The organism is Enterobacter cloacae complex sp. I2 (genome assembly GCF_014896205.1).
GTDB lineage: Bacteria > Pseudomonadota > Gammaproteobacteria > Enterobacterales > Enterobacteriaceae > Enterobacter > Enterobacter quasihormaechei.
In genome coordinates this window covers 223,716-245,801 of record NZ_JADBRA010000003.1, presented here as the reverse complement: position 1 = coordinate 245,801, position 22,086 = coordinate 223,716, and the positions used below count along the sequence as shown (strand labels likewise).

General features: G+C 51.7%; 36 protein-coding genes. 3 read left to right on the top strand and 33 right to left on the bottom strand.

Going from position 1 to position 22,086, the window contains the following annotated elements; all coding sequences use genetic code 11:
- Positions 1-42: 42 nt before the first annotated feature.
- The 14 genes from IM300_RS04305 to IM300_RS04240 form a co-directional block, all read right to left on the bottom strand.
- Positions 43-495, bottom strand: coding sequence for a major tail shaft subunit (locus tag IM300_RS04305; RefSeq protein ID WP_032104401.1), 453 nt, complete (start codon positions 493-495; stop codon positions 43-45).
- 32 nt (positions 496-527) lie between these two features.
- Entirely contained in the window at positions 528-932 is a 405-nt protein-coding gene (locus IM300_RS04300) for an HK97-gp10 family putative phage morphogenesis protein (protein WP_045895695.1), read from the bottom strand.
- On the bottom strand, positions 929-1,318 hold the full coding sequence (locus IM300_RS04295) for a hypothetical protein (RefSeq protein ID WP_057102413.1): 390 nt from the start codon (positions 1,316-1,318) through the stop codon (positions 929-931). Before IM300_RS04295 ends, IM300_RS04300 begins: the two co-directional genes overlap by 4 nt.
- The gene (locus tag IM300_RS04290) at positions 1,299-1,643 is read right to left on the bottom strand and encodes a phage head closure protein (protein WP_047737130.1); all 345 of its coding nucleotides are present in this window, start codon (positions 1,641-1,643) and stop codon (positions 1,299-1,301) included. Before IM300_RS04290 ends, IM300_RS04295 begins: the two co-directional genes overlap by 20 nt.
- Positions 1,640-1,966 carry a head-tail connector protein gene (locus IM300_RS04285; protein ID WP_045614361.1) on the bottom strand — a complete coding sequence of 109 codons (327 nt, stop codon included), beginning with the start codon at positions 1,964-1,966 and terminating at the stop codon, positions 1,640-1,642. Before IM300_RS04285 ends, IM300_RS04290 begins: the two co-directional genes overlap by 4 nt.
- Before the next feature lie 44 nt (positions 1,967-2,010).
- Positions 2,011-3,222: a phage major capsid protein gene (locus IM300_RS04280; RefSeq protein ID WP_032622508.1), complete on the bottom strand. Its 1,212-nt coding sequence runs from the start codon at positions 3,220-3,222 to the stop codon at positions 2,011-2,013.
- Positions 3,223-3,231: 9 nt separating this feature from the next.
- Positions 3,232-4,080, bottom strand: coding sequence for a head maturation protease, ClpP-related (locus IM300_RS04275; RefSeq protein WP_032104391.1), 849 nt, complete (start codon positions 4,078-4,080; stop codon positions 3,232-3,234).
- A 13-nt stretch (positions 4,081-4,093) separates the two neighbouring features.
- A complete protein-coding gene (locus IM300_RS04270) occupies positions 4,094-5,398 on the bottom strand; it encodes a phage portal protein (protein WP_045911168.1) in 1,305 nt (434 codons plus the stop codon).
- Complete coding sequence (locus IM300_RS04265) at positions 5,398-7,140, bottom strand: terminase large subunit (protein WP_121528170.1); 1,743 nt, start codon at positions 7,138-7,140, stop codon at positions 5,398-5,400. Before IM300_RS04265 ends, IM300_RS04270 begins: the two co-directional genes overlap by 1 nt.
- Positions 7,094-7,558, bottom strand: coding sequence for a phage terminase small subunit P27 family (locus IM300_RS04260; RefSeq protein WP_045911167.1), 465 nt, complete (start codon positions 7,556-7,558; stop codon positions 7,094-7,096). The genes IM300_RS04265 and IM300_RS04260 overlap by 47 nt, the downstream gene beginning before the upstream one ends.
- A 127-nt stretch (positions 7,559-7,685) precedes the next feature.
- Complete coding sequence (locus tag IM300_RS04255) at positions 7,686-8,030, bottom strand: HNH endonuclease signature motif containing protein (protein ID WP_193035438.1); 345 nt, start codon at positions 8,028-8,030, stop codon at positions 7,686-7,688.
- Entirely contained in the window at positions 8,027-8,617 is a 591-nt protein-coding gene (locus tag IM300_RS04250) for a hypothetical protein (protein WP_193035456.1), read from the bottom strand. The genes IM300_RS04255 and IM300_RS04250 overlap by 4 nt, the downstream gene beginning before the upstream one ends.
- A gap of 50 nt (positions 8,618-8,667) precedes the next feature.
- Positions 8,668-8,871 (bottom strand): DUF551 domain-containing protein, encoded by a 204-nt coding sequence (locus IM300_RS04245; RefSeq protein WP_226842033.1) that lies wholly within the window; start codon positions 8,869-8,871, stop codon positions 8,668-8,670.
- Positions 8,872-8,972: 101 nt separating this feature from the next.
- Positions 8,973-10,430, bottom strand: a complete 1,458-nt coding sequence (locus IM300_RS04240) for a glycosyltransferase family 2 protein (RefSeq protein WP_193035434.1) — start codon at positions 10,428-10,430, stop codon at positions 8,973-8,975.
- Between the two features lie 214 nt (positions 10,431-10,644).
- Between IM300_RS04240 and IM300_RS04235 the strand changes: the two genes are divergently transcribed.
- Positions 10,645-11,022 carry a hypothetical protein gene (locus tag IM300_RS04235; protein ID WP_045911165.1) on the top strand — a complete coding sequence of 126 codons (378 nt, stop codon included), beginning with the start codon at positions 10,645-10,647 and terminating at the stop codon, positions 11,020-11,022.
- On the opposite strand, the gene IM300_RS04230 is transcribed toward IM300_RS04235, so the two are convergent.
- From IM300_RS04230 to IM300_RS04140, 19 genes are all read right to left on the bottom strand, one after another.
- Positions 11,019-11,156 (bottom strand): hypothetical protein, encoded by a 138-nt coding sequence (locus IM300_RS04230; RefSeq protein WP_226842031.1) that lies wholly within the window; start codon positions 11,154-11,156, stop codon positions 11,019-11,021. The genes IM300_RS04235 and IM300_RS04230 overlap by 4 nt on opposite strands.
- A gap of 4 nt (positions 11,157-11,160) precedes the next feature.
- Positions 11,161-11,430 (bottom strand): hypothetical protein, encoded by a 270-nt coding sequence (locus tag IM300_RS04225; protein WP_193035430.1) that lies wholly within the window; start codon positions 11,428-11,430, stop codon positions 11,161-11,163.
- A 7-nt stretch (positions 11,431-11,437) separates the two neighbouring features.
- A complete protein-coding gene (locus tag IM300_RS04220; protein WP_193035428.1) occupies positions 11,438-12,067 on the bottom strand; it encodes a glycoside hydrolase family 19 protein in 630 nt (209 codons plus the stop codon).
- The gene (locus IM300_RS04215; RefSeq protein ID WP_048240575.1) at positions 12,067-12,348 is read right to left on the bottom strand and encodes a phage holin family protein; all 282 of its coding nucleotides are present in this window, start codon (positions 12,346-12,348) and stop codon (positions 12,067-12,069) included. Before IM300_RS04215 ends, IM300_RS04220 begins: the two co-directional genes overlap by 1 nt.
- Complete coding sequence (locus IM300_RS04210) at positions 12,335-12,721, bottom strand: phage holin family protein (protein ID WP_193035426.1); 387 nt, start codon at positions 12,719-12,721, stop codon at positions 12,335-12,337. Before IM300_RS04210 ends, IM300_RS04215 begins: the two co-directional genes overlap by 14 nt.
- Positions 12,722-12,831: 110 nt before the next feature.
- A complete protein-coding gene (locus IM300_RS04205) occupies positions 12,832-12,987 on the bottom strand; it encodes a DUF3927 family protein (protein WP_023296243.1) in 156 nt (51 codons plus the stop codon).
- Positions 12,984-13,409, bottom strand: coding sequence for a tellurite resistance TerB family protein (locus tag IM300_RS04200; protein ID WP_193035424.1), 426 nt, complete (start codon positions 13,407-13,409; stop codon positions 12,984-12,986). The genes IM300_RS04205 and IM300_RS04200 overlap by 4 nt, the downstream gene beginning before the upstream one ends.
- 244 nt (positions 13,410-13,653) lie before the next feature.
- Complete coding sequence (locus tag IM300_RS04195; protein WP_049024620.1) at positions 13,654-14,232, bottom strand: DUF1133 family protein; 579 nt, start codon at positions 14,230-14,232, stop codon at positions 13,654-13,656.
- A 12-nt stretch (positions 14,233-14,244) separates the two neighbouring features.
- Positions 14,245-15,234, bottom strand: coding sequence for a DUF968 domain-containing protein (locus IM300_RS04190; protein WP_193035422.1), 990 nt, complete (start codon positions 15,232-15,234; stop codon positions 14,245-14,247).
- On the bottom strand, positions 15,231-15,947 hold the full coding sequence (locus IM300_RS04185) for a phage antirepressor KilAC domain-containing protein (RefSeq protein WP_370552234.1): 717 nt from the start codon (positions 15,945-15,947) through the stop codon (positions 15,231-15,233). The genes IM300_RS04190 and IM300_RS04185 overlap by 4 nt, the downstream gene beginning before the upstream one ends.
- A 24-nt stretch (positions 15,948-15,971) precedes the next feature.
- On the bottom strand, positions 15,972-16,361 hold the full coding sequence (locus tag IM300_RS04180) for a RusA family crossover junction endodeoxyribonuclease (protein WP_022648904.1): 390 nt from the start codon (positions 16,359-16,361) through the stop codon (positions 15,972-15,974).
- Entirely contained in the window at positions 16,358-16,678 is a 321-nt protein-coding gene (locus IM300_RS04175) for a LexA family transcriptional regulator (protein WP_193035418.1), read from the bottom strand. The genes IM300_RS04180 and IM300_RS04175 overlap by 4 nt, the downstream gene beginning before the upstream one ends.
- A complete protein-coding gene (locus IM300_RS04170) occupies positions 16,675-16,902 on the bottom strand; it encodes a hypothetical protein (RefSeq protein ID WP_045626440.1) in 228 nt (75 codons plus the stop codon). Before IM300_RS04170 ends, IM300_RS04175 begins: the two co-directional genes overlap by 4 nt.
- The gene (locus tag IM300_RS04165) at positions 16,899-17,558 is read right to left on the bottom strand and encodes an MT-A70 family methyltransferase (RefSeq protein ID WP_193035416.1); all 660 of its coding nucleotides are present in this window, start codon (positions 17,556-17,558) and stop codon (positions 16,899-16,901) included. The genes IM300_RS04170 and IM300_RS04165 overlap by 4 nt, the downstream gene beginning before the upstream one ends.
- A complete protein-coding gene (locus IM300_RS04160) occupies positions 17,558-18,052 on the bottom strand; it encodes a hypothetical protein (protein WP_193035414.1) in 495 nt (164 codons plus the stop codon). The genes IM300_RS04165 and IM300_RS04160 overlap by 1 nt, the downstream gene beginning before the upstream one ends.
- Complete coding sequence (locus IM300_RS04155) at positions 18,049-18,927, bottom strand: conserved phage C-terminal domain-containing protein (RefSeq protein ID WP_193035412.1); 879 nt, start codon at positions 18,925-18,927, stop codon at positions 18,049-18,051. Before IM300_RS04155 ends, IM300_RS04160 begins: the two co-directional genes overlap by 4 nt.
- Positions 18,917-19,096, bottom strand: a complete 180-nt coding sequence (locus IM300_RS04150) for a DUF4222 domain-containing protein (RefSeq protein WP_193035410.1) — start codon at positions 19,094-19,096, stop codon at positions 18,917-18,919. The genes IM300_RS04155 and IM300_RS04150 overlap by 11 nt, the downstream gene beginning before the upstream one ends.
- 240 nt (positions 19,097-19,336) lie before the next feature.
- A complete protein-coding gene (locus IM300_RS04145; protein ID WP_032634711.1) occupies positions 19,337-19,807 on the bottom strand; it encodes a YmfL family putative regulatory protein in 471 nt (156 codons plus the stop codon).
- A 41-nt stretch (positions 19,808-19,848) separates the two neighbouring features.
- The gene (locus tag IM300_RS04140) at positions 19,849-20,067 is read right to left on the bottom strand and encodes a Cro/CI family transcriptional regulator (protein ID WP_023305900.1); all 219 of its coding nucleotides are present in this window, start codon (positions 20,065-20,067) and stop codon (positions 19,849-19,851) included.
- 98 nt (positions 20,068-20,165) lie between these two features.
- On the opposite strand from IM300_RS04140, the gene IM300_RS04135 reads away from it, so the two are divergent.
- Positions 20,166-20,885 (top strand): LexA family transcriptional regulator, encoded by a 720-nt coding sequence (locus tag IM300_RS04135; RefSeq protein WP_023305899.1) that lies wholly within the window; start codon positions 20,166-20,168, stop codon positions 20,883-20,885.
- A gap of 790 nt (positions 20,886-21,675) precedes the next feature.
- A complete protein-coding gene (locus IM300_RS04130) occupies positions 21,676-21,996 on the top strand; it encodes a hypothetical protein (protein ID WP_022648915.1) in 321 nt (106 codons plus the stop codon).
- Positions 21,997-22,086 lie beyond the last annotated feature (90 nt).

Genomic DNA, 22,086 nt, shown 5'->3' with positions numbered 1-22,086 from the left:
AATAAAAGGCCACCAGGAGGTGGCCAGTTAGTAATGCCCTGATCAGCTGCCGGCAGCCGTACCCCAGGTAATATTGTTCTGTTTTCCCTGAACAGTGATTTGAATGACTTCACTTGCCGGGGCGGTAATTTCATTCATCTGCCAGCCAGAAAGGGCCAGAATCATGTTCGCCGTTCGACCATTTGGCAGCTCAACGTAAAACTGTACGGTTTCCCGGTTCTCTGCTGCGTTGAGGAAATCAGCAAAGTCCTGGTTGGCTGGATCGTCAATAAAGCCCAGCGATTTTTCAGGGCCTTCAGGCAGGTCAGAGATAAACTGTTTACTGGTATCGATCAGCGTAGTGCAGTCTACAAAGCTGCCCGTCTGTCCTGTAGCGCCCAGCGCTTTACAGTTAATGAGTGGTTTCATTGTTGCTACGTCGCTGCCCGCAGCACCCCACATAACGACGGTGCCAGCAGGCAGCATCGCGTACTCTGGCGAAGTTTTATCAGCCATAATTTCTCTCTCTTTGAAGGTGGCAGCGAGCGCTACCGGTGGTTTTCAATTCGGTCGCGTATTTCTATCGCAAGGATGCGCAGAACTTTCGCTTTCTGATAATCGAGCGCCGGACGAATGAAGGGACTTGCGACTTGCTTTACGGTTCCCATCTCCTGAGCCAACGCTTTGATGAAGTGTTTTTTACTCGGGCCAACGCGAAGATATACAACTGCATTGCCCTTTGCTTTCGAAGAGGATGAGCGGATTTTAATTGAATCGCGCATGTGCTCATCTTTCGCTGATTCGTCGTAACCAGCATGCGCTTTCATATCCTCCAGAACGGGCTCAAGTGCAGCTTTCCCGGCCTCCCGTAAAACCTGCGTACCAACCTTTTCCCCAAGGGAAAGTAATTGGCGTTCGAGTTCCTGAAGCCCTTTAACTTCCATGCGAATCATGATGATTCCTCATAAAAATAAAGCACGAAATCTCGGGTAAGCCTGTACTGAACCTGATTGCTGGTAAGGGTTGTTTTATCCTGAAGTATATTCCCACGCTGAATATACTGAACGGGATAACCTTCAAGCTCTCCGTGGACAATACTTTTCCATTGAGACCAGATAGCCTTATCCAGTTTCACCAGCCCAGTATAATCATCCACTTTGTACATTGAGATTTGAAAACGACCAGCAATGAGCCCTGTTCGTACCATTCCCGTTTCAACTTCCGGGTCTGATATCCGCTGGAATGTAATACCGTTTTGCTCGCTGTCTGGTAGAAGAAGAGGATAAACAGTCATCCCGGAAAGACGCTCAAGCGAGATTTTAATTGCCTGTTCTATCATGTCGTATATCCCGTTCAGCCGTTATTACACATCGATCAGACTTGCTACGATCAACGGCGCGAACTGTATAGACATCATCATTCCACGCTATTTTCCAGTCAGTCTGGACGTCTGAACGCACCCTGATAGTGAATAACCAGGTTTCAACAACCTGTTGTTGATCCAGTGTGCGAATTTTTCTGTTAGAAACATTCTCAGCCCTGGCCCAAACAGTAGCGACCACGACGGGGCCACCTGGAAGCGGCTCTCCCAGTGGACCTCGCTGAATTTCGAGTTTTTGTAATACAATGCGTTTATCAAGCTCGCCAGCACGCAATGAACTCATAGGCCATATATCCTGTAAGGCTGAAGAAGAGCCTCCACAGCTAATGGAACCTGAGACACGGTTTCACCTATAACTACCGATTCCCTGTTTGCATACCAGTGACCGATAAGCAGTAGCATGGCTGCCTTCACATCATCATTGAGCAGGATCGGGTCCGGGTCGTCAGCGTAGCCAGGGCTGCTTTCCTTTTCATAGAGCGTTCGGCGTGTCCATGTCTGGACGTACCGGGCCGCTGCACCTGTGTAAATCGCCAGCAGAGCATCATCACCCGTAAAGTCGGTATCAATGCGGCAATGCTGTTTCACCACATTCTGATCAAGCATTTGTTTGCCCCGAAAAAAAAGCGGCCCGAAGGCCGCAATAGTTATCAGCTACCCGCGCCGGTGCTGAATGAACCGTACACGAACGCCTCAGGGCGTTTCACAGCCAGCGCCAGACGTTCTTCGCAACGGATGGTGATCATGTTTTTCTCGAAGTCGTCGGCGTTCTCCGTGGAGATAACCACGTTCGCATCTTCGCGGTCGAAGATTTGCGCGCCAGCGTTAAATGCACCGGTCAGGAATTTACCCTGGAAGGCTGCCGCTTCCGTTGCAACAACCGGCAGGCCCCACAGAGTCGGACCAGTCAGCGCCGCAGGGTTCGCCAGAATGTAACGACCCAGGCTGTCTTTGGTCAGCTCGATCCGCGCCCAGTCAATGAAGTGAAGAACATGACCAGACGCCGGGAAGCGTGCCAGCTGTGCCTGCAACATTGCCAGACGCAGATCGTCAATCCCGCTCTGCTGTTCGACAGTGAACGCCGGATTGAACGCTGACGCCTGAGGAACGATGCCGTGCAGATGAACGCCGGTACCATCACCGAAGAGAATTTCCTGCTCTTCTGCATACTTCAGTCCGTAGCGCATTTCGGCATCAACGGTGGACTGCAACTGTGCGAAGTCATCCAGGATCTGCTTTGAGGCTTTGAACAGGTGCGCGATGGTGCTGACGCCAGTGATTTTCGGCGTGAACTCAATTTCGCTGTATGGTTTCTGCGTATTTTCAGGAACCACTTTCGCGTTATTGGTAAAGCCTGTCTGCTGCACCCAGAAAATAGCTGAGGAGGACGTACGACCTGGAGCGATCAGATCGCGGATGAACAGGCGCTGTTTCGGTGCCGTATCAATACCCGGCAGGCGCTGTGGCTCTACAACACCATCAGGCACATCCACCGAAGTCAGGGCAGCCTTAACCGGGATGCTGATGCGCTTACCGCCTTCCACGCTGGAAGCAAAGGTTTTCAGGGCTTCAGCGGAGATCACCTGGTGGCCAACGGACTCGACAACCTGTTTCGCGTTTGCCAGCGGCATCTGGGCAACGTGTTGCTCCAGTTCGCCCATTGCGGCCTTCAGGGTTTTTTCAGCTTCACGCAGCGCATTGAACTCAGAAGCCATTTTATCAACGGCTGCTTTTGTTTCTTCTGACAGCCTGCCTGACTTCTGTGCCTCTTTGAGTGCGTCTTCTGCTTTCGCGTTGAATTTGCCGGTTGCCTCTTCAATGCTGGCAGTGACTTTTTTCAGAATTTCGTTTACTTCAGACATAAAGGGTCCTTATTTGACTAACGCCGCAAGAGCGCTTTCAAGTGAATTGAGGGTTTCAGGTTTGATATCTTCGGCAGCGCCCGGCGTACCGTCGTTGGTGGTGACAGCGCCAGGCATGCCACCGGATAAGGCTTTAATGAGTTTTCTGCGCTCAGAGCGCGGGGTGTTGGTTTTAGCCAGCAGCGCATCAAGTTTGCGAAGCGCGGCCGCGGGTGATTCATCGCCATCACTGACCGCATCAGCAGAAAGCAGGCTGTCTGCCAGTCCCTTCGCCACAGCGTCACTGCCACCGATATAACTCTCGGCATCCATCAGTTTCTGAACAGCTGCCATATCAAGGCCGGAGCGCGCCGCGTAGATGTCTGCCATAGCGTTATCGAAGGGCTCCAGAGACTGTGCCAGTTCCGCAAAGTCATGGCGGTTACCCATCGCGTAGACCCAGCAGTTGTGGATCATCAGGAAGGCACCACGACCGATCTGAATATCATCCCCGGCCATCGCAATGACCGAGGCGGCACTGGCGGCAATACCGAGCACCTTCACCGTCACACGGCCTTCGTATTCACGCAGAAGGTTGTAGATTGCCAGGCCTTCGAACATGTCACCGCCAGGGGAGTTGATATTGACCGTGACGTCGGCGCCATTCATCGCCCGTAGCGCACCGGCGATACGTTTGGCTGTTACGCCTTCACCCCAGTAGTCCTGCCCGATCACATCAAAAACAGAAATACTGTTGTCGTCGGTGGCCGCAGCTTTGATCCCGCCATCCCAGCGATCCAGGGCGGAGGGTAAAGTTTCACAGGTGACCCGCGCACAGGGGCGACCCGCCGGTGCTGCCGGAAGTTGTTTTTTGCTCATCAGGAAAGTGCTCCTAAGCGGCCTGTTTCAGCGGAGATTGTTCAAAGGAAATATCAGGGAATACGTGGTTATGCAGTTCTCTCAGGGCCAGAGCCTGAACAGCAGGATTGCTGCTTTCGAGATTTTTCAGTTGCGTCAGGTTGAGCTGAACGGTGTAAATATCACCCCCTTCAATAGGTGGCATATTTTCAAGACGGCGCACGTCATTACGGGACATCCACCCATTCTGGAGCGCACTGGTATAGTACGCAGCACGGCCCGCGCTGTCGGCGCGCAGCAGTCCTTCTACGGAGAACTCCGCGAACACCTCGTCATCGCTGTCAAGCAGGCACCGTCCAATTTCCTGTTCGATGTTCACCAGCAAAGGTCGCAGGGTGTGCGTCAGGAAAAGAAGGTTCATACCCTCCAGACTCGAAGCCCAGCTGCTCTGCTTTGTCGTATGCCCAACCATATAGGGCGGAACGCGGAACCAGCGGCAGATTTCCTCAATGCTGAATGAACGGCTTTCAAGAAGTTGCGCAGCCTCCGGGTTCATTGTGACGTTCTGGTAAGTTAATTTATTTTCCAGAACCATCAGCTTTCCGGCATTTTTTGAACCGATAAATGACTGAAGGTTCTGGCGCAGTCGATCGCGCTGCTCCTTCGTCAGTGCATTTTCAGAGGACAAAAATCCGGTGCTTTGAAGGCCATTCTCGAAAATTTTTGCTGCCGCTTCATCCACCGACATAGCAGCGCCAAATACATCAACGCCCGCCATCGTTGGCATCATCCCACAAACACCATCCAGCCCGAATCCGCGAATGTGCATCATGTTTTTAACCGGAATGATGCGTTCGTTTCCGTTTTCAGTGTATTTGTATTCCAGCGCCCCGGTAGTGAGCCGTTTAACCACCATGTTCTGCGGCAGCAAAGGCACCAGCGAAACCAGGCGGTTTGCGATGAATTTCTTCTCAATGAAGGCATTCCCGCGAAGACAAATACTGGCTACTACCATCAACATAAAGCGAGATGGAGTCATTTCTGAGTTAGGGCGACGGCACAGCACCGAATAGGCCGGGTGATCTGTCGCAGCCTTTCGAGACCCGTCAGGCTGGCGCACGTATATTTTCAGTGGGAGTGTTGAAATGGACTCACTCAACAGCCTGACACAAGCCCAGACAGCAGAGAGTTTTATCGCTTTATCAGCGGTAACAACCTTTCCGCTGCTACTGGTGCCATACCATTCACGCCAGAATTCACCTGTCGTGAGACTGATTGGTACTCCCAGCCAGTTTAACAGGGCGCTTTTTACACGCCCGGGTTGTTTATTCTTAGCCATCAGATACCCACTATGATCGGTTCGTCAAAAAATCCATCGACATCGCCCTCATCCCCAACATCCCCTTCAGATGCACCAATAGCCATAGCAGATGCCACTACGCCATCAATACGGCCGGTACTCTTTTTCTTGGCAAAGATCCGGTTTTCTTTCTGATCGGCTTCGGTTACTGCTGATGCAGCATTCCAGCGCAGGCAGGGATTGGTTTTGATGATGATGTCGCCGTCATCCAGCCGCTGTTCGAACAGCTCAATAGAGTGCGGCATCCATAACCCTGACTCCTGGGCTTTGTAGTACCCCTGCCCGTGAGGGATCAAAGGCACTGATACGCTGGCATCTTCCAGTTCAGGTTCAAGATATTTGATTCGATACTGGTCAAAGGCTATCGCCTTGATAAAAAACATCTGAGAAAGGTCAGCTATACGTTCAGCAACGAATCCGTACTTAACCGCTTTCCCTGGCGTGGTATGAATGTATCCATCCCGCTCCCACGCGTCATAAGGAACCCGATCCGTTTTAGCCCGATCAAGCAACGTGTCTTTCGGTGTCCAGAACTCCACCAGCAGTTTTCTTTTTTTCGGGAAAAACAGCGCCAGCGCGGTAAGGTCCCGGCTTCCAGAAAGGTCAAGGCCGCCATAACATTCCTCACCCTGCAATTCATGCAGGTCGAAGTCCTCTTCGCACCCCATCCACACATCGCTGCTCATCCAGGGGTTATCGGCGTCAACCCACTGACAGAAGTTGAGGCGGCGAACGATACTCTCTTTCGACGGCATGCCACGCGCCTGGGTGACCTGTTCCCTCAGATAACGGTCTGTGAAGGTGTGACCAAGCGACGGGTTAGCTTTCTTCCAGCATGACTCGTCCTTAAATGGGTCCTCCCCTTCATCAAGCGAGCAGATGAATGAAAAGAAACTGTCATCCTCAATCGAACCTTCTGCAACTTTACGCCCGTACTCGTGGTAGTCATAACAGACGCTGGTTTTATCGTGGCCGCTGTTGGTGATCATGAAAATCAGCGCCTGCCGACGTCCTTTCGTACCGGCGCGCATCATCTCAACGACCTGGTTGTTCTTATGCTCGTGAATCTCGTCAATCAGTGCACAATGCGGACGCGGTCCTGACTGTCCATCATCAGAACTGATGGGTCTGAAGAAAGACCCCGTCTGAAGGAAAGCCAGGTTCCACTCCTTCCCGGCTCCGCCTGATTTATTAATCCGCTGCGCCAGCGCTGGTGACTGATCAACCATCGCCACCGCATCCCTGAACAGGATCATGGCCTGGTCTTTTTTCGTGGCCGCGGCATATACCTCAGCACGTGGTTCTTTATCAGCTGTCAGGCAGTAGAGCCCTACTCCGCCAGCCAGCGGTGACTTCCCCGAACCTTTACCCGATTCGACATACACCATGCGAAAACGACGGTAGTTTTCAGAGTTTTTCCACCCAAATATCGAACCAACAATGAAACACTGCCAGGGCAGGAGGATAAAGGGATTACCTTCATGCTCGCCGCCGTTGAGCTTCAGCACTTTCGCGAAAAAGTCGATGGCGCGCTGCGCTGCTTCTGTATCCCAAAACATCCCACGGGCATGACAGGATTCAAGGTCCTTAAGGTGTCGTTTACAGGCATTTCTAATATCCGGTCCGGCGATTTCCTTACCTGAAACTACATCCATGGCGTATCGCGTTGCGGGATCAACCGAAGAACTGGTTGAACGGGTCTTCTTCTTTTTCTCCACCATCCACTTTCACCTTCGTTCTGGCGGCCGGAGTGAGACCGAATTCAACCAGGTAGCTTTTAAATCGACGATCGGCGTCGGCAAGCATGGCAACCGCCGGGTTTGCTTTAATCAAAAAACCGCCCTCTGTCTGCACTGTGTACGTTCGCCCTTCATCGGCAATTGTCAGACGCAGTTGCAGAATGTCGGCGTAAATATCACAAAGACGTTCGAGCGCCAGCGTATCGGCAATGGTCAGAATTCCCATGCCGTCGAGTAGCACGGTTAGCTTTCCCCAGGCTACCTTTCCCCAGTCAGAGAGATGCTCGGGTGGACTCGGGATTTCTCGCGCCGGTGTGGGCTCTTTGTCGTTGAGTTTGCGTTTGCCCGGGTTGCCGGTTACCACTTTCAGGTGGGTCGGTTTCGGGCGTCGTCCTGCCATCGGAACCTCCCGGAAAAAAACTTTTCATTTCGCGGTTGTGCACAAAAAGGATGGGCGGCGGTCATTCAGGGGCTTAGTCCTGAACTTTTACCCCACCCTTCCCCTGACCGCTCACGAATGAGAAATGTTATCGTTTGAACCAGTGCGAAGTCGGATCAAGAGGAAGGCCGCTTTCATCACAGCCGATGATAGTGCCGCGCTTCTCCATCCTCTGCTTCGTTGAATCATGATGCTGCTTGCACAGGCCCTGCCAGTTACTGCGGCTCCAGAAGAGCTTCTGGGCTTTGCTTATGGCTGCCGCATCGCCAGATCGAAGAGCTTCTTTAAGTTTGTGCGGAATGATGTGGTCAACAACCGTTGCTGCTGCCACCCTTCCCTGATCCCGGCACATAACACAGAGAGGATGTGCGCGAAGGAACACCAGACGCTCTCTGTCCCATTTGCTGCTGTAGATACGCGGTTCTTTATTCACGCCAGCCTCCACGCTCGTCGGCGTTCTGTTCGTGGCGCTGAGTCAGGGTGACGTTCAACCGGTTCACCATCTGCATGGTCCACCAGCGAGTAACACGGATAAACCACCGCGCCGCCATAGGCATCCCCGACTGCATAGTCGGCTGGCTTACTGCTGTCCCATCGAGAAAGGACTCGTTCAATATGCTGAGGCGGTACGCTGTAGCACACGCCGTGTATAAGGCGCGGCAGCGTGATGAAGTCAGACCGTGTCTTGTCAGCAACAATCAGACGTTCGGCTACCTGCATCTGATACTGAGGTGGTCGGCCAGTACCGAGATAAAAGCTCAGCATGTCGTCAGGGAAGCGGGTCAGCCAGTCGACCACCAGCTCGGCAAACAAAGGAACGGGCATCGCGTCGTCTTCCAGCACCACTACCCGGCATGGTTGGCAGGCAGCCCACTCAAGCGCACGTCGATGATTCCAGTTCGCGCCGTGGGCACCGTCATCAATAAGCAGATGAGCATCCAGCAACGCGGCAAGACGTTGCGCATGACCTATGCGAGAGTGATGGCCGACCACCACAATCTTTATGTCTCCAGCCACCAGCGAACCTCCAATAAAAAAGGCCGCCGAAGCGACCTCTATTTCCATTTTTCTTAATCATCAGGATAAATCAGTGGCATCCAGTGAGTTACCCTGGTAGCACCCGAATCAATAAATGCTTGCGTCCTTTGCCAGTAACCGCCCATACAAGCCAACCTGAACACGTCTCCAGAATCACTAAGCGCTATAACGTCTTTCGACCACTTCCCTTCCTGATTCTCTGGAGTGCGCTCTTCAACGCTTATCCAGTCACTCATAACAACCTCGCCTGAGTTGCTCGTCATATCATCAGTGGCAGGCGGTGACGATGCCGCTTTTCAGGAGCTACCCTAGCCACTTTCATTATGCCATGCTCCCGCTATTTATGGCGCCACCAAGCACCTTCTTTACCGAAACCATCAGTTTTGAAGATGGTGTGCACCTTAGGACCGGTAACGATTCGATCACCGAATGACTTAGCAGCGATACCGAAAGCGCCCATGTCCACCAGCGTGGCGGGTGCCGTCTCCATCTTCCAGTAGCGGTGACTTTCAATCAGATAATGCTGACGGATGATCCGGTGAGCAAACTCCATTACATCTTCTCGGCTGCCACCAAGCAGGCCAGCATTAAGCAGCTGATTGTCACGATGCCGTTCGAGGAACTCGCTATAGGCTTTGCCATGGTGATTAGCCTTCATCCATTCGTCGGCATACGTCTTGTGCTCAGAGCCGACGTAAATTTTACCCGGCTTCATTTCTGCCCATGGCTCTCTCAGCATCTCAACGTCAGTGCCGTCGGTACACCAGACAAGGTGGTGTTCAGGATGAGCACGAAGGAACTGATAGATATGCAGCCAGCGCGCAAAGTACGGACTCATGTTTAAGGCTGGCACCTCATACAAATCAGCACCGATTGGCGACTCTTTCAACTCGTCAGCCAGTACAATCGGCAGCGCACCTGATATTGAGTCCGCCCAGACCTGCAACACCTGCGGGTCTGGTTTCATCTTCCCGCCACGCTGCGGATCCGGCTGGCTGGTCAGTAACGTGGTAATCACCAAGTTAGGGTTGCTGCTGTATGAGGCAAATCCGGTATACCCACTGTCGCGCCGTGCATTGAAGATACCAACGTTACGCTTTACTAAAGCTTCCCGGTCAGGCCGAGGAATTGAACGCGTGCCCTCTTCATGCTCATCCATCGAGTGAATCAGCTTTTCAGAGCCGACCACATCAGCGAACGCCCAGGTCGATAACCCGGCGTTGTGGATCCGTAGCGCCAGATCAGGATGCTCGTACATGCCGCGACCGTATACCGGATCGAAACCGCCAACCTTCTCGATAGCGCTGCGGTGGTAATACAGCATCACGCCGCGCTGCCCGGTGTAAGCGATGTGCTTATCATCCCGGTACAGGACCGCCATATCGTTCAGTTTTTTCGTGCCAGCCAGATCTAGAAACTGGTACGCCAGGTGCGGTTCGGGTGATTCGATGTAAGGCAAGTGCCAGTTATCAGCGACGGGCCAGGCGTCATCGTCCCAAAGGAATAGATGCTCGCACCCGGCGTCCATCAGCGCGGTTAAACTGACGTTCTTCGAAGCAACAATGCCGAGTGATGTTTCATGGCGAAGCAGCTGCACGCCGTCAGGCACTACTGCGGCAGGTTTTGAACCATCATCGACAACCACCACCAGCGCGCCGGCTGGCAGGTGCCTCAGATGCTGTTCGAGAGAACGTTTTAAAACGTCTGCGCGCTGATGTGTCGAAATGGCAATGCCAATCCTTGACGCTGAAGCGCAGGCAGGCACATACGGGACACCATCAATAGTGACCTGCATTTGATTTTCCTTTTAGACGTGAGCCTGTCGCACGGCAAAGCCGCCGAAAGTTAACGGTTTGCCCAGGCTCACAGCTGAAAGACTTTCTTTGATGCGCGCGTGCGATGCGCTTGTAGATCAAACAATAAGTTAATAGATTTGATTAGCGCCTGATTTGAGGGCTATTCTCGGATGGTTTTGTCTAATTGGTATCAACACATAAAATGGAGATTTTATGAGCATTCAAGTGCTTAGATATTTAGTCCAAAATAAAGAAGAACTTATTCGAGAGTCTGCAAATGAGAATAAACTAAATGAAGACAATGTTTGGGGTGTTGCCCAAAAAATTGTTGGTCAAGGCAATCTTGACAATCTTTCAGAAAAGCAAATGTATCTCTATGAAAATGCTTTACTCCCCCTTATAGAAAACGTGCCTTGCCAAGGTTGGTTTGACGAATTTGATGGAGAGAATGGTACTTACTTCGATTGCCCAAGTACGATTGAAAACGAAAGACTGCTTCAATGCTATGAACTCGATAGCATGCTATGTGAAAGCTGCGAAGAAGAAGAAGGGTTCCGCGCTGCAAGAAAAGCAGCCTTCATGAGAGATTAATCTTTCGTTGCGTGGCAGTTCGCCTGCCACGCTTTGTTATGCGCCAGAATGTCGCGCTTGGTCTGCTTGTCCAGAACATCCCAGTCGTGATCCGTTCCGTAAATGGGTTTAACCCAGTCGCAAGCCGTGTCCACTACCTCAACCCTTACGGGTCCAGTTGTCCCGCAGCTCGCGATCAACATCGTCGCCAGGCATATGGTTAACAGTCTGCTGTACATTGCTGGCCTCTTTCGTTGCATCTACCCGGCGTTCAGCTGCTGCGACCGTTGCAGCTGCGTTATCTTCGGTGCGCTGCTGGTCGGCTTGCGCTTCCGCTTTGCTGGTGCCGCGAATATGGCCCAGGCCAAAAGCGCCGGCAATAGCGGAAATCATCAGTGCGGCCAGCCCGATTATCGTTTCGATCCCCACATTCACCTCACACCAGAACGGATTTCGCCAGATTAAATAGTGCGCGGCGTTTATCCAGCCCGTTGCGGCCGCCATTGATTAGCAGCGTAACGCGCTCAACATCGCCGGAATGAAGCAGGCAACCGCGGGAGGCATAGAACCATGCGGCTGAGCGCGCGGCGTATTCATCCTTTTCAAGCAGCTCCGGATGAGTAACAAGGTCCAGTTTCAACGCCTGGCCACAACTGCGATAGTTGCTCAGGCCGGTAATCTGTTTCAGCCCACGACCGCGATATTTCCAGCCATCACCGGCAACCTGATTGCCAAGGTGTTCTTTTCCCCACTCACCACCGTACACCAGATTTGCGATCGCTTTCTGGTTTGCCGGTTGCGTAGCCGTTCTGCCAAGTGCGGCGGCCTGCTGTGGCGTGATGCGGTGGCTGCCGAACGTCGGCACCAGGTTTTCAGCAGCGTAATTCAGGTTTTCCACCAGCCGGGTAAATCTGGTGCTTTCATGCCCCATCTGGGCAATAAACATGGCCTGATCTAGCGGTGCGGTGATGCCGTATTCCCTCATAGCGGCGTCGATATGCGGAAACCAGCGCGCAGCTAACCCGGCGCTGATACCAGCCGCCCTCTGAAATTGTGATTGGTTCATTAGTGCCTCAGATGATCAACCAGGCGTGCAACGTTGCCTTTGACGGCCACCAGCACGGAAAGGAATATAATGTTTGCCGCAATTGTGGCCCATGATGAATGCGGGTAAATCCCACACAGGTACGCCAGCGGCACAGCGCTGTAAGTGACGGTAATCAGCCAGGCTAAACGCGAAATCCAAGGCCGATGCCGCGAATCACCACGGCGATAAAACATCAGGGTAATCACAACTCCGGCGCAGAGTAGCGCGTTGATCGTTGCTGATGGGTCATTTAGTACCACCTGAACCTCCCCGGCGCGTTATCAGCGCCACCAGCGAGCCGATATCCTGCTTATTCAGGAACGTAAGGATTTGAACGGCCAGCGCAGAGACAATCACGGCACCGATGGCATCCAGCGGTTTATCGCTATATTCCGTCCAGGATGCGAGCTTTGAGCCAACCAGACCAGAGCCAAGAATGCCGACAATATAGGACACGACGAAGTAAGCCAGCCGACGCAACACACTCAGGTCAGCCGCTGTCGCTATGTAGAATACGGCGCCTGCGAATGCACCAAAAACAACACCGTAATCAGTTCCGGTTAGAAGCCCGTAAACACTGGCCCCGGTCAAAGCTACACCGGCTAACCCAGAGCCGGAAATCGGATCGGACATCGGTCCCCCTCAATGCTGTGAATCCTCTCAAAATGAGGGGAAAGAAAACCGCAATGCGGCATAATTTGTCACTCTGTCAAAGGCCATCAGAAATGACCTTTTGCACAGTGTTATTTACTGGATTTAAACACGGGCCAGAGTAAAGCAATCACCCCGGCTACCAGCACGCCATCAGCAAGGATGGACATCATTTTGCTGGTGAAGTCGATGGCAACCACCAGGAACATCAATACCCCGGCGGCTACCCAGCGCAATTTCCCGATCACAGGTACTGGTCCAGTGGAAGTTGCAGCGCCTGAGCAATTTTCTTGAGCTGCTTCTCTTCTTCTTCCCCGATGCCGTCGTTGTCAGCGACATCAAGGCACAGGCAAAGAACATCAACAGCATCGCTTGTACCGGCAACGTCAGCCAGTTCGCGCAACGCCTGAGCATTAGCAGAGCGCGGCGAAGCTTCATAGCGAGCACGGATATTGCTACTCATCTGTGCGATCTCACCAGCGAACGGTGCGAAAGCAGGCATTGCTGAAATGGTTTTTTCCAGAGTGGCGATTTCTTTCGCGTCGCATGTACCGTCGGCATACGCAATGGAGTAAGCACCCCACACCGTAGCTTCAACCGCGTCGCGGTTTTCCATTTTCTTAACCTCGACAACAGCTTTACGTGCTTTCTTTTTGAAGATACCGAACATAGTGACTTTCCTTTTAGCGGGTGAGCCAGCGCTCAGGAATGATCAGCCCACAGAGACAGTCACACCGACCGTTCCCTATGGCTCACCCCTGAAAGGCTCTGTGGTTGAATTGCGCCGAGCGTGGCGCAGATATGAAAAAGGCCGCCAAATGGCAGCCTGTAGAAATGAAAAAACCCGCAACAGTGGCGGGTTTAAGTTTTGTTCTGTTGCTCAGTACGCTTTACTGTCCCGAGCCTAGCACAATTTAAGCACTTTCTTGCTCACTCTGCAACTTAAATCTGTCGCCATTTGTGCCGAACGCGTCACAAAGTGGTGCGTAAAGGATCGATTCTGCAAAACTAACCCATGTATCTATGCGACGTCGGCACGTGATGAGGGTCCAGTCGGGGTGTTTTGAATTAAGCTCTTTAGCCATCTGGAGTTTGCTCTTGCGCAGACGATGACGATCAACAATCACACCATACAACCCACGGTATTCTTCGTTCATCAATACGGCAGCAATAACGCCATCAATCTTCAGCCCCTCCTCGTCAGAGCAGAACGCCAGGCCAGTTTTGTTTTTGCTTTCGAGAATTTCACGCAGGTATGCTTCCAGCTCGGGTTTAGTGATGCCGGATTTCTTCATGCGGCGCAGCGCATCGTTGATGGCGGATTTGGTTATTTTCCCGGATGCCAGCAGCTGGTTGAACATGTTTCCGCCCGAGCCACCACCGATATAAGACCAGCGGCCCCACATGCGGAGCTTTCCCTGTACCCAGATACTTTCGAGAGTGCGAAGGCGAACCAACTCGCCGGATTTACCTACTTCTGAAGGATTGATCATTTGCGTCTCCACTTACGCCAGTACGCCGATTGCCAGCGCACGATCTAAAAACCGAAACAGCAGCGTTAACTGGTCGCCGTATTTCGCTTCAAATGCCACGGGATCAGCGTGTAACTCGTCGTGATGCGCTCTGCACAGCGGTATCACAAACAGGTCATGCGCTTTGGTACCCATTCCACCCTGCCCGTGGCCTATCAGGTGGTGGGGGTCGTCTGCCGGGTTATTGCAGCAACTGCACTGCTGCGACTTCACCCAGCGGGTGTACTTATCGTTCTCCCAGCGTCGGCGCTTTGGCCTAAGCATGAAAGATTCCGGTGATTCAGGATCGACCTTCACCGACACTATCTTTTTTGCCTTCTCCTGAAAGATTTGCGTAGCCGGTAATAACGGGACAATATCGCTTTCCCTCATCACTGAACTATGCTGTTCAGGCTTGATTCTGAGTGCTTTACTCGCCACTGATTCAGGAACAAGGTCAGCCAGATCGTTACGTACCATCCACCAGCAGAACTCAGGAAGCGAAAGAGTGTGGTCAGTACTGAAACCTAAATCAATATTTACCCTTTCCAGAAGCCATTTTACCAGGTTCTGCATGGCAATTCCTGCCAGTCTTTCAGTGGTTTGCTCACGTAAATGGTTATCACATGACCAACAAACACGAATGCTCCCCGGAGCGTGGCGCATAACCGTAAAGTCACTGGCATGCCAGTCAGTGTGAGGCCACTGACATTCAAATTTTCTCTCCAGCCAGGCATCAAGGCTACTCAATCCACCAGCTCGCTGAATGACCCTCTCGTTAACGAAAATAGCCTGCATGTTGGCATCGTCAGTCAGGGGCTGGTGGGCTTCAGGGATTAATCCAGATGGCAGATGCTGGATGGCTTCGGATGGTGGCTCAATAACTACCCTTCCCTGACGGAATAGCCAGAGCAGTTCGTTACCAGGGCGGAACAGAACCACCCCGGACATCGGCGCAATTTCAGGCGTCAGTATGGCTCTCACGCAATTTGCCCCTTAGCGACATACTCTGCCCAAAGTCCACCTATCCAGCGCACCCCTTTCGCCGTGAAACGAGACTGATTGAACGCATAGTTTGTCTGGTTGGTGGTCCCGGTCTTAACTTCAAATCGGCCTGCTTCGATGTGTTTACTCTTCGGAGTAAGCACGCGGTTCAGGCGGTACATGATGCCATTCTCAATGAGGAACATCGCGAACTCGGGTTCTTTGGCGTTAAGGAGCTTTGCAACCTGCCGGAATGTCATTGACCCGGTGGCTTTGACGTAGCGATCAACAAATTCAGCCTTCGGTGCGGCTATTGCCAGTTCTTCACTCAGACGTTGCTTCTGTTCGGCAAGGTCGGCGGCGAGCCTGAGTGCTTCAGGGAGTGTTTGGGGAACAACCATCCCGGCCCCGCTCTCCAGTTCCTGCCAGCGATCAACCAGACGGGCAGTAAATTCCGGACACAGCTGCGCGACGATGACATAGCTGTCTCGCTTATTAACTTCGTAGTAGTGGTAAACCTGCTGGTTCTGAGGATGGGTGTACTGCATTGCAGCATACCCCCCAATCACGCCGGATTTCATCAGTCGCTCGATGGTTACGCAGACATTGCTGTGACGGGAATCAACCAACTTCGCAATTTCACGACTGGACATCGTTATCTGATGGCCCATTGCGGCGGCATGGTGCGTCGGACACGTTACGGTGATGTTCATCTGATTCATGCTCTTCTCCACTTATCAGGCGGCTGCACCCGCCAGAGGTTCATGTTTCTTGATCGATATTTCTACACGTCCCCCCGCTACCTTCGGCCCCCACTCCACCAGCATTCTCTGCACCTGGCTGTCATCCTCCCAAATGCCAGCATGCGTAAGCGCATCAAACAGAGCCTTGTTGTAGTTGTCGATGTCGCGGCGGCGGGCATCTGGCGGAAAGAGAAGGATCTCCACCGCAGCTGGTGATGATGATGGTTTTGGTAAGCAACGCAGTTGCTCAATGATCGCTGCACATGCCGCGCTCTGGTATGCCCTGCCCTTCTCGCTGATAAGATGGCGGCCTTTTAACGGTCCCTTGTTTGGGGCTCGCCAGTAAGTGTTTACGCTCGGTGGGAACGGGAGCACCAGTTTCATAACGTCACTCCCTGTTTTTTCAGCCATTCAACAGCGTTATCTCTGGCCTTATCTCCACCGGATAGCAGGTCTTTGATGATCGTCACTGGATCTGTATCCCATTCCGTTTTGACGACGGTAATGCCCCTGGCTGCGCCAGGAGCAACATTGATGTAACCCTTTTTCTTAAGTGACTTCACGTGCGCAACAGCAGCGTTCGGTGATGCGCAGCCAATTAATCCGGCAAGCTCCAGCATCGTAGGTGGGAAGCCTGCCTTTTCGATATGAACCTTGATGGCTTCGAACACTTCATTCTGACGCGGCGTTAATTCGATCATGACTCGACTCCATAACGCCCGTTCAGGCGTCCGATTACGCTGTTAAACATCACCAGGCTTACGCCCATCGGTTTAACCTTCTCGTGGCACTCCTTCAGGATCGGAGGCACTACGACATTCCAGCTTGGCTTTGGCTTCTGCTTTAGGGCTTTTTTGATGGCATCGTTGCATTGACGGGCTACATCACGCACAGCGTTCTCATGCTCGGTAGATAGCTTTTTCATGCGGCGCGCTCCTGTAGTTTTTTCATGGGAACGGCAACTGCCGGTATAAGCTCAACAGCTGGTGATTCAGATTGATTTCCCCAGTGGTCCCAGCCAGGCGCTCCGCAACGGCTGAATAGTTCGATGCGCGGAACGTCACCGTAAAGCTTCTCCAGACGGAAACGCGCCTCTGCTGGTTTCTGGCTGTGCTCACCGAGTGGACTGTAAATAACCTGCTTGATGCTGGCGCACTTGCGTTCAAGTCCATTTCCCCTGGTGGCGATCAACAGGTCTTCGGTATTGGCTCGGGTGTAGTTCCCGCCGTTCATGCGTGTCTGTGCGTTCAGCAGGTCGAGGAAGTCGTAAAAATCTTCCACACGGCCTGCCTGAAGTACTTTGTTGATATGCTTCTCTGCCAGTGGGTTGAACTTTACCCAGGTAAAGCCCTTCATCGTGCGGACCTTAAAGCCCCACGCTTCAGCCAGCTCGATAGCTTCTCGGGTGTGCGTACCGGTGAACCACATAGCCAGAACTGCATCATCGGCAGCCAGGTCCCAAACCGCGAGGCGCTTCATGTCGATAAGCTTCATCGTGCCGTAATGGTTATTTGCAGCGCCATTGCTGATGGTGTTCCCGTATTCCCACGCAGGGTCAGCATAAATCAGTGAATATTTCATCAGACATTCCTCGCTCGGCCAGCCAGACACCATGCATCAGAGGGTGCTTTCACTTTCGGCGCCATGCTCAGGCAACGCTGACGCTCAATCAGTATCTTCATCCGCTGCTCTTCGTTCTTAGAGCGATTGAAGGCATCCATCAGAACCGTGGCCGCACGCAGGTAGAACCCTTTTTCAAACAGGTCCTGAGCCTTATCCATCATCGTGGTTACAGCTGGATTCGGCGCTTCTTCGTGTTCTAATACAGCGGGTGTATCTGCCCGGTTAATTTTTAGTGCAGAACGCCCCTCGCTAACGTCACCACCCGGCGCTTTGGCAAAATACTGGTAGCACTTACCGTTATGCTTGCGGGTTGCGCGATTCAGTTTGACCAGATGGCATACACCGCGCTGTACAGAGTGAACGTTGTATTGAGGCATTGAAGCTGCGATTTGTTTGTTAGTTAACCCAGGATTTTCAGCGATGAAAATTTGAATATCTTTCAGAAGACTCATGAGTTCGCTCCTCTGAAGCCCGCCGGGATGGCTTTGTCTGGCTGACCGAATTTCAATGGATCTTGTTTGCGGACAGCGTCCCAGTCCTCACGCTTAGGTCGACCTTTGCTATTCCAGCGCAAAGCATTCTGCAAATATCCTTCGAACTTCGTTGGCCTGAACAACGTCGTAGGTTGCATGTGCTCGTAGTATTTCGTGTCTTTCCACTGCTCGTGTTTGTAATCAATAACCAGTAGCAGCTCATCGGGCGTAAAGCTCTCACGAAGTCTGGCGCGGATGTTATCCAGGGAGCTCTTCCCCTTGCGGAAACTCTTACCAGTAACTTCATTGAGATGGTTGAGGATTAAGACTGCCTGACCAGCTATCAAATCAACCTGATTGACACATGCAGTGTCGGGTTGCGGCGCAACCTGACAATTAGGTTTTTTATCTGATGGATCAGTAGTTGATTTTACTGACGGATCCCCACCAGATTCTGACGGGTGAAAACTGCCATTATTACTGTTTTTCGACGCATCAAATTTTGACGGGTCGGATTTTGATGCGTCAGATTTTGATGCGTCAGATTCTGACAGGTGAGAAAAGGCAGCAGCCTGTAATTTCGCAACATTGAGCTGGTAAACGTTTGACGCATTGCGGTTGCCTTTACGACGCTGATGGCGCGTTAACCAGCCGTCTTTTTCCAGCTGAGATATGGCTGTGCGAACCGTGCTCTCACCAGCACCAATCTGGCGCGCGATGGTAGCAATGGAAGGCCAACTAACCCCTTCATCACTGCTAAAATCTGCCAGACGCGCCATGATGGCAACGCTGGACAGCTTCATGCCTGAAGAAGCGCAAGCGTCCCAAACGTAACCTGTTAACTTAGTGCTCATGGTCGTCCTTTAACTCTGTAATTTTACGCTGGAATTGCTCAAGAGGGCTGAAGCACTCATGATCGTACCCTTCGCGAAGGTATATAACGCGTCGAGTCTCGGGCTCCCATCTGATGACGTGGACGGTGATGCCTCTGTGGTCTCTGAATCGCCGGTCAACTTCAGCCATTCCTCACGCCCCTTCTCGTTCATCAGTGCAAATGCCTCTACCATCGCGTTCACAGGCTGGTAGTTGTTCTGATCCGCCTGGTTGTTTAATCTCTCCACATAGCCGAACGGGGAATCTTTCCCCACCAGTGGAAGGCATCTGAATTGCTTCGCTGGTCTCAATCGGTTTAAACTGTTCATGCGTTAGTTTCTCCACTGAATACGACACGCCACGACGCCCGGAGCTGCACACTCGCGGGCGTCACTTTTTTTGGCTTTTCTTACGGCTAAACAGCGCGACAATCGCGCGGATCTCTTCTTCACGCGCTGCCAGATGACGGCGGTGATATTCGTTGATTTCTTCAGCTTCATGACGTTCGATTACTCCATCTTCGAGAGCTCTCTGGATCACGGTATCAACACGTCCGCGCGCTGCTGACGTTCTCATAGCACGATCAAACAGGTCGACACGATCAAGGTCTTCAAGTTGAGGAACGTCCACCAGCAGCGCACCACGACGACGGGCAAAGTAATCTGCCAGTAGGGACGTATTCGAGATGTCTTCCATGGCCTCCAGCTCGTTCACTTCAAAGAAGCGGCAGCCATTCTTCTCATACAGGTTGTTGTTGAACTGCGTTACTGACATCCCAAGAGCACCGGCCATAGCCTCACGGCCTCCTGGATACGCTTTGCACATCGCTTTAACTACTTCTTTCAGGCTTGGCTCTACCATGTTGTTTTTCCTTTGGTAGTTACGAAATGCTGATTGCTGGGTTACGGTGTTACTGCAACGTCAGGATCAGCAGGTTTGTTTTTGTTAGGGAATGGTCGTACTTCCTCGGCTTCAATTTTCCCGTCTTCATTAACCAGGATGTTTACCCTGCGATTACGCTTGAGGGCTTTACTGATGGCACTTTGGTATACCCCAAGAGCTTCAGCTGTTTTGGCCTGACCGTTTTCCAAAACATATTCAGATAGCGGAATAATCTTCATTGGTTTTCCTCGTGGTTTGCACATAAGGAGTATCACTGTTAGTGATAAATATGTCAACACTAGCGGTGATTGGTGATTATGCCGTGCGGTGATAAATTATGAGAATGAAAAAGAAACCATTGACCGCCGAACAAATTGCCGATGCCAACAGGCTGAAAGCTATCTTTGAGTCCAAGAAAAAAGCGCTGGGGCTCTCACAGGAGACTTTGGCTGAACAAATGGGTATGGGACAAAGTGGTGTCGCTCAGTTACTGAATGGCACAAATGCTATCAACGCTACCCATGCTGCACAGTTCGCTAAAATTCTCGGAGTAAAAGTCGATGATTTCAGCCCATCCCTTGCAGCTGAGATATCAGCTATGTTTGAGGCGATTGCGAACGGAAGGAGTCATTCCTCTGTGTATGAGTACCCGCTATTAACCGAAGTACAGGCTGGCTCATTTTGCCCGGTTAATACATACACAGAACGAGACGCGAAGGAATGGGTTTCAACTACTGTTAAAGCCAGTGATTCTGCCTTTTGGCTTGAGGTATCAGGTCATTCGATGACTGCCCCGCCAGGAGTAAAACCGAGTTTTCCTGAGGGAATGCTTATACTCATAGATCCAGAACAGGATGTTGAGCCTGGTGATTTCTGTGTTGCAGGTATCTTCAACGATTCAGAGGTCACATTTAAAAAATATGTTCGAGAAGATGGTAAGCCATGGCTTGAACCTCTAAACCCCAGCCCTCGCTATCAGGCCATTGAATGTAATGAGAATTGCAGGATAATCGGCAAAGTTGTTAAGGCCCAATGGCCTGAAAATATCTTCGAGTAAGGAGCCATCCGGCTCCTTTTTTTTGCATCTTTTTTCACCTTAACAATCATAAAGTTAACACTACTGATGATATTTTTATCACTACAGGTGTTGACCATTTAATTACTATTGGTGATACTCAATATGCGCCGGGGTGATGATGTTTAAGACCATCGGTAGGTTAGCAGTACGGCATATGGCACATGTGTCGCAGCGGTCCGGGGATTCCTTGCATTACTTTTTCCAGATCCAGCGGGTAGCCGGAATGTGCAAGCCAGGCAAGTACGACGGCCAGAGACGTTTCACCAGCGTGGCGATCAGGTGACAGCCCAGACGATATCTGAGTGGCTTTAAAAACAGATGGGAGCCGGTGGAATCCCGGCACACAACATGAAAGCGCACTCCATCAACTATCGGTTGTGGATGGCAGGTAAGTAAACGAACGGAGTGCGCTTCCAGTTGTGTTAACCGTAGTAGCTGTACCAGATGCTGTGTGTAGTCTTGGCGGTGGCAGTGCTTTGTTTGTTTTCCTTGCTGACCACCGCATTTTTTCACAACTGAAAGCGCGTTCTGTATACATCTTGAGAGGCCTCAGTCGTTGAATCAACTCAGGAGAACGCGCTCTCAATTGTGGAGAAGTAACGTGTCGACATTGCAGTGTCGATTGTGGCTGCCAGCCTCAAGCATCCTCAGGGTGCTTGGTGATGGTAATAACGCCATCTCAACCAACAGGAGACGATGAGCCTGTTCTGGTTGGATTGGAAAAATGTTATTTGCCCGCTCAGCGGCGGGCGCTTTTTCTGGAGGTAGCATGTCTGCAAATGATTTGGCTGTCAAATATGGTACTTATCAGCCCGAAAATTTACTGGTCATTCTTCCACTTGAAGAAGCGTCAGACATTATTCGTGAAAGTCTTCGCGCTGAGGTTCGCCACGAGCTGGAATATGAATACGATGACCGCATTTCTTCTGCTGAAGAAGAGGCATCTGATTGGGAATCACGGGCAGACAGCTACGAATGCGATGCGATTAGTTTTGCCAGAGCGATAGAGAAAGCCTTGCTTGCACCAACCTTGGATGAAGCAAAAATTATTCTCGAACGCGTTCGTTCTGATAATCGCGAATATTTTTAATACCTAATGAATAAAGACGAATTTGGCAGCATTCAAGTGCCGGGATTCGTGCAACCAAAATTCAGCGCTGTGCAGAGCGCGTATAACACG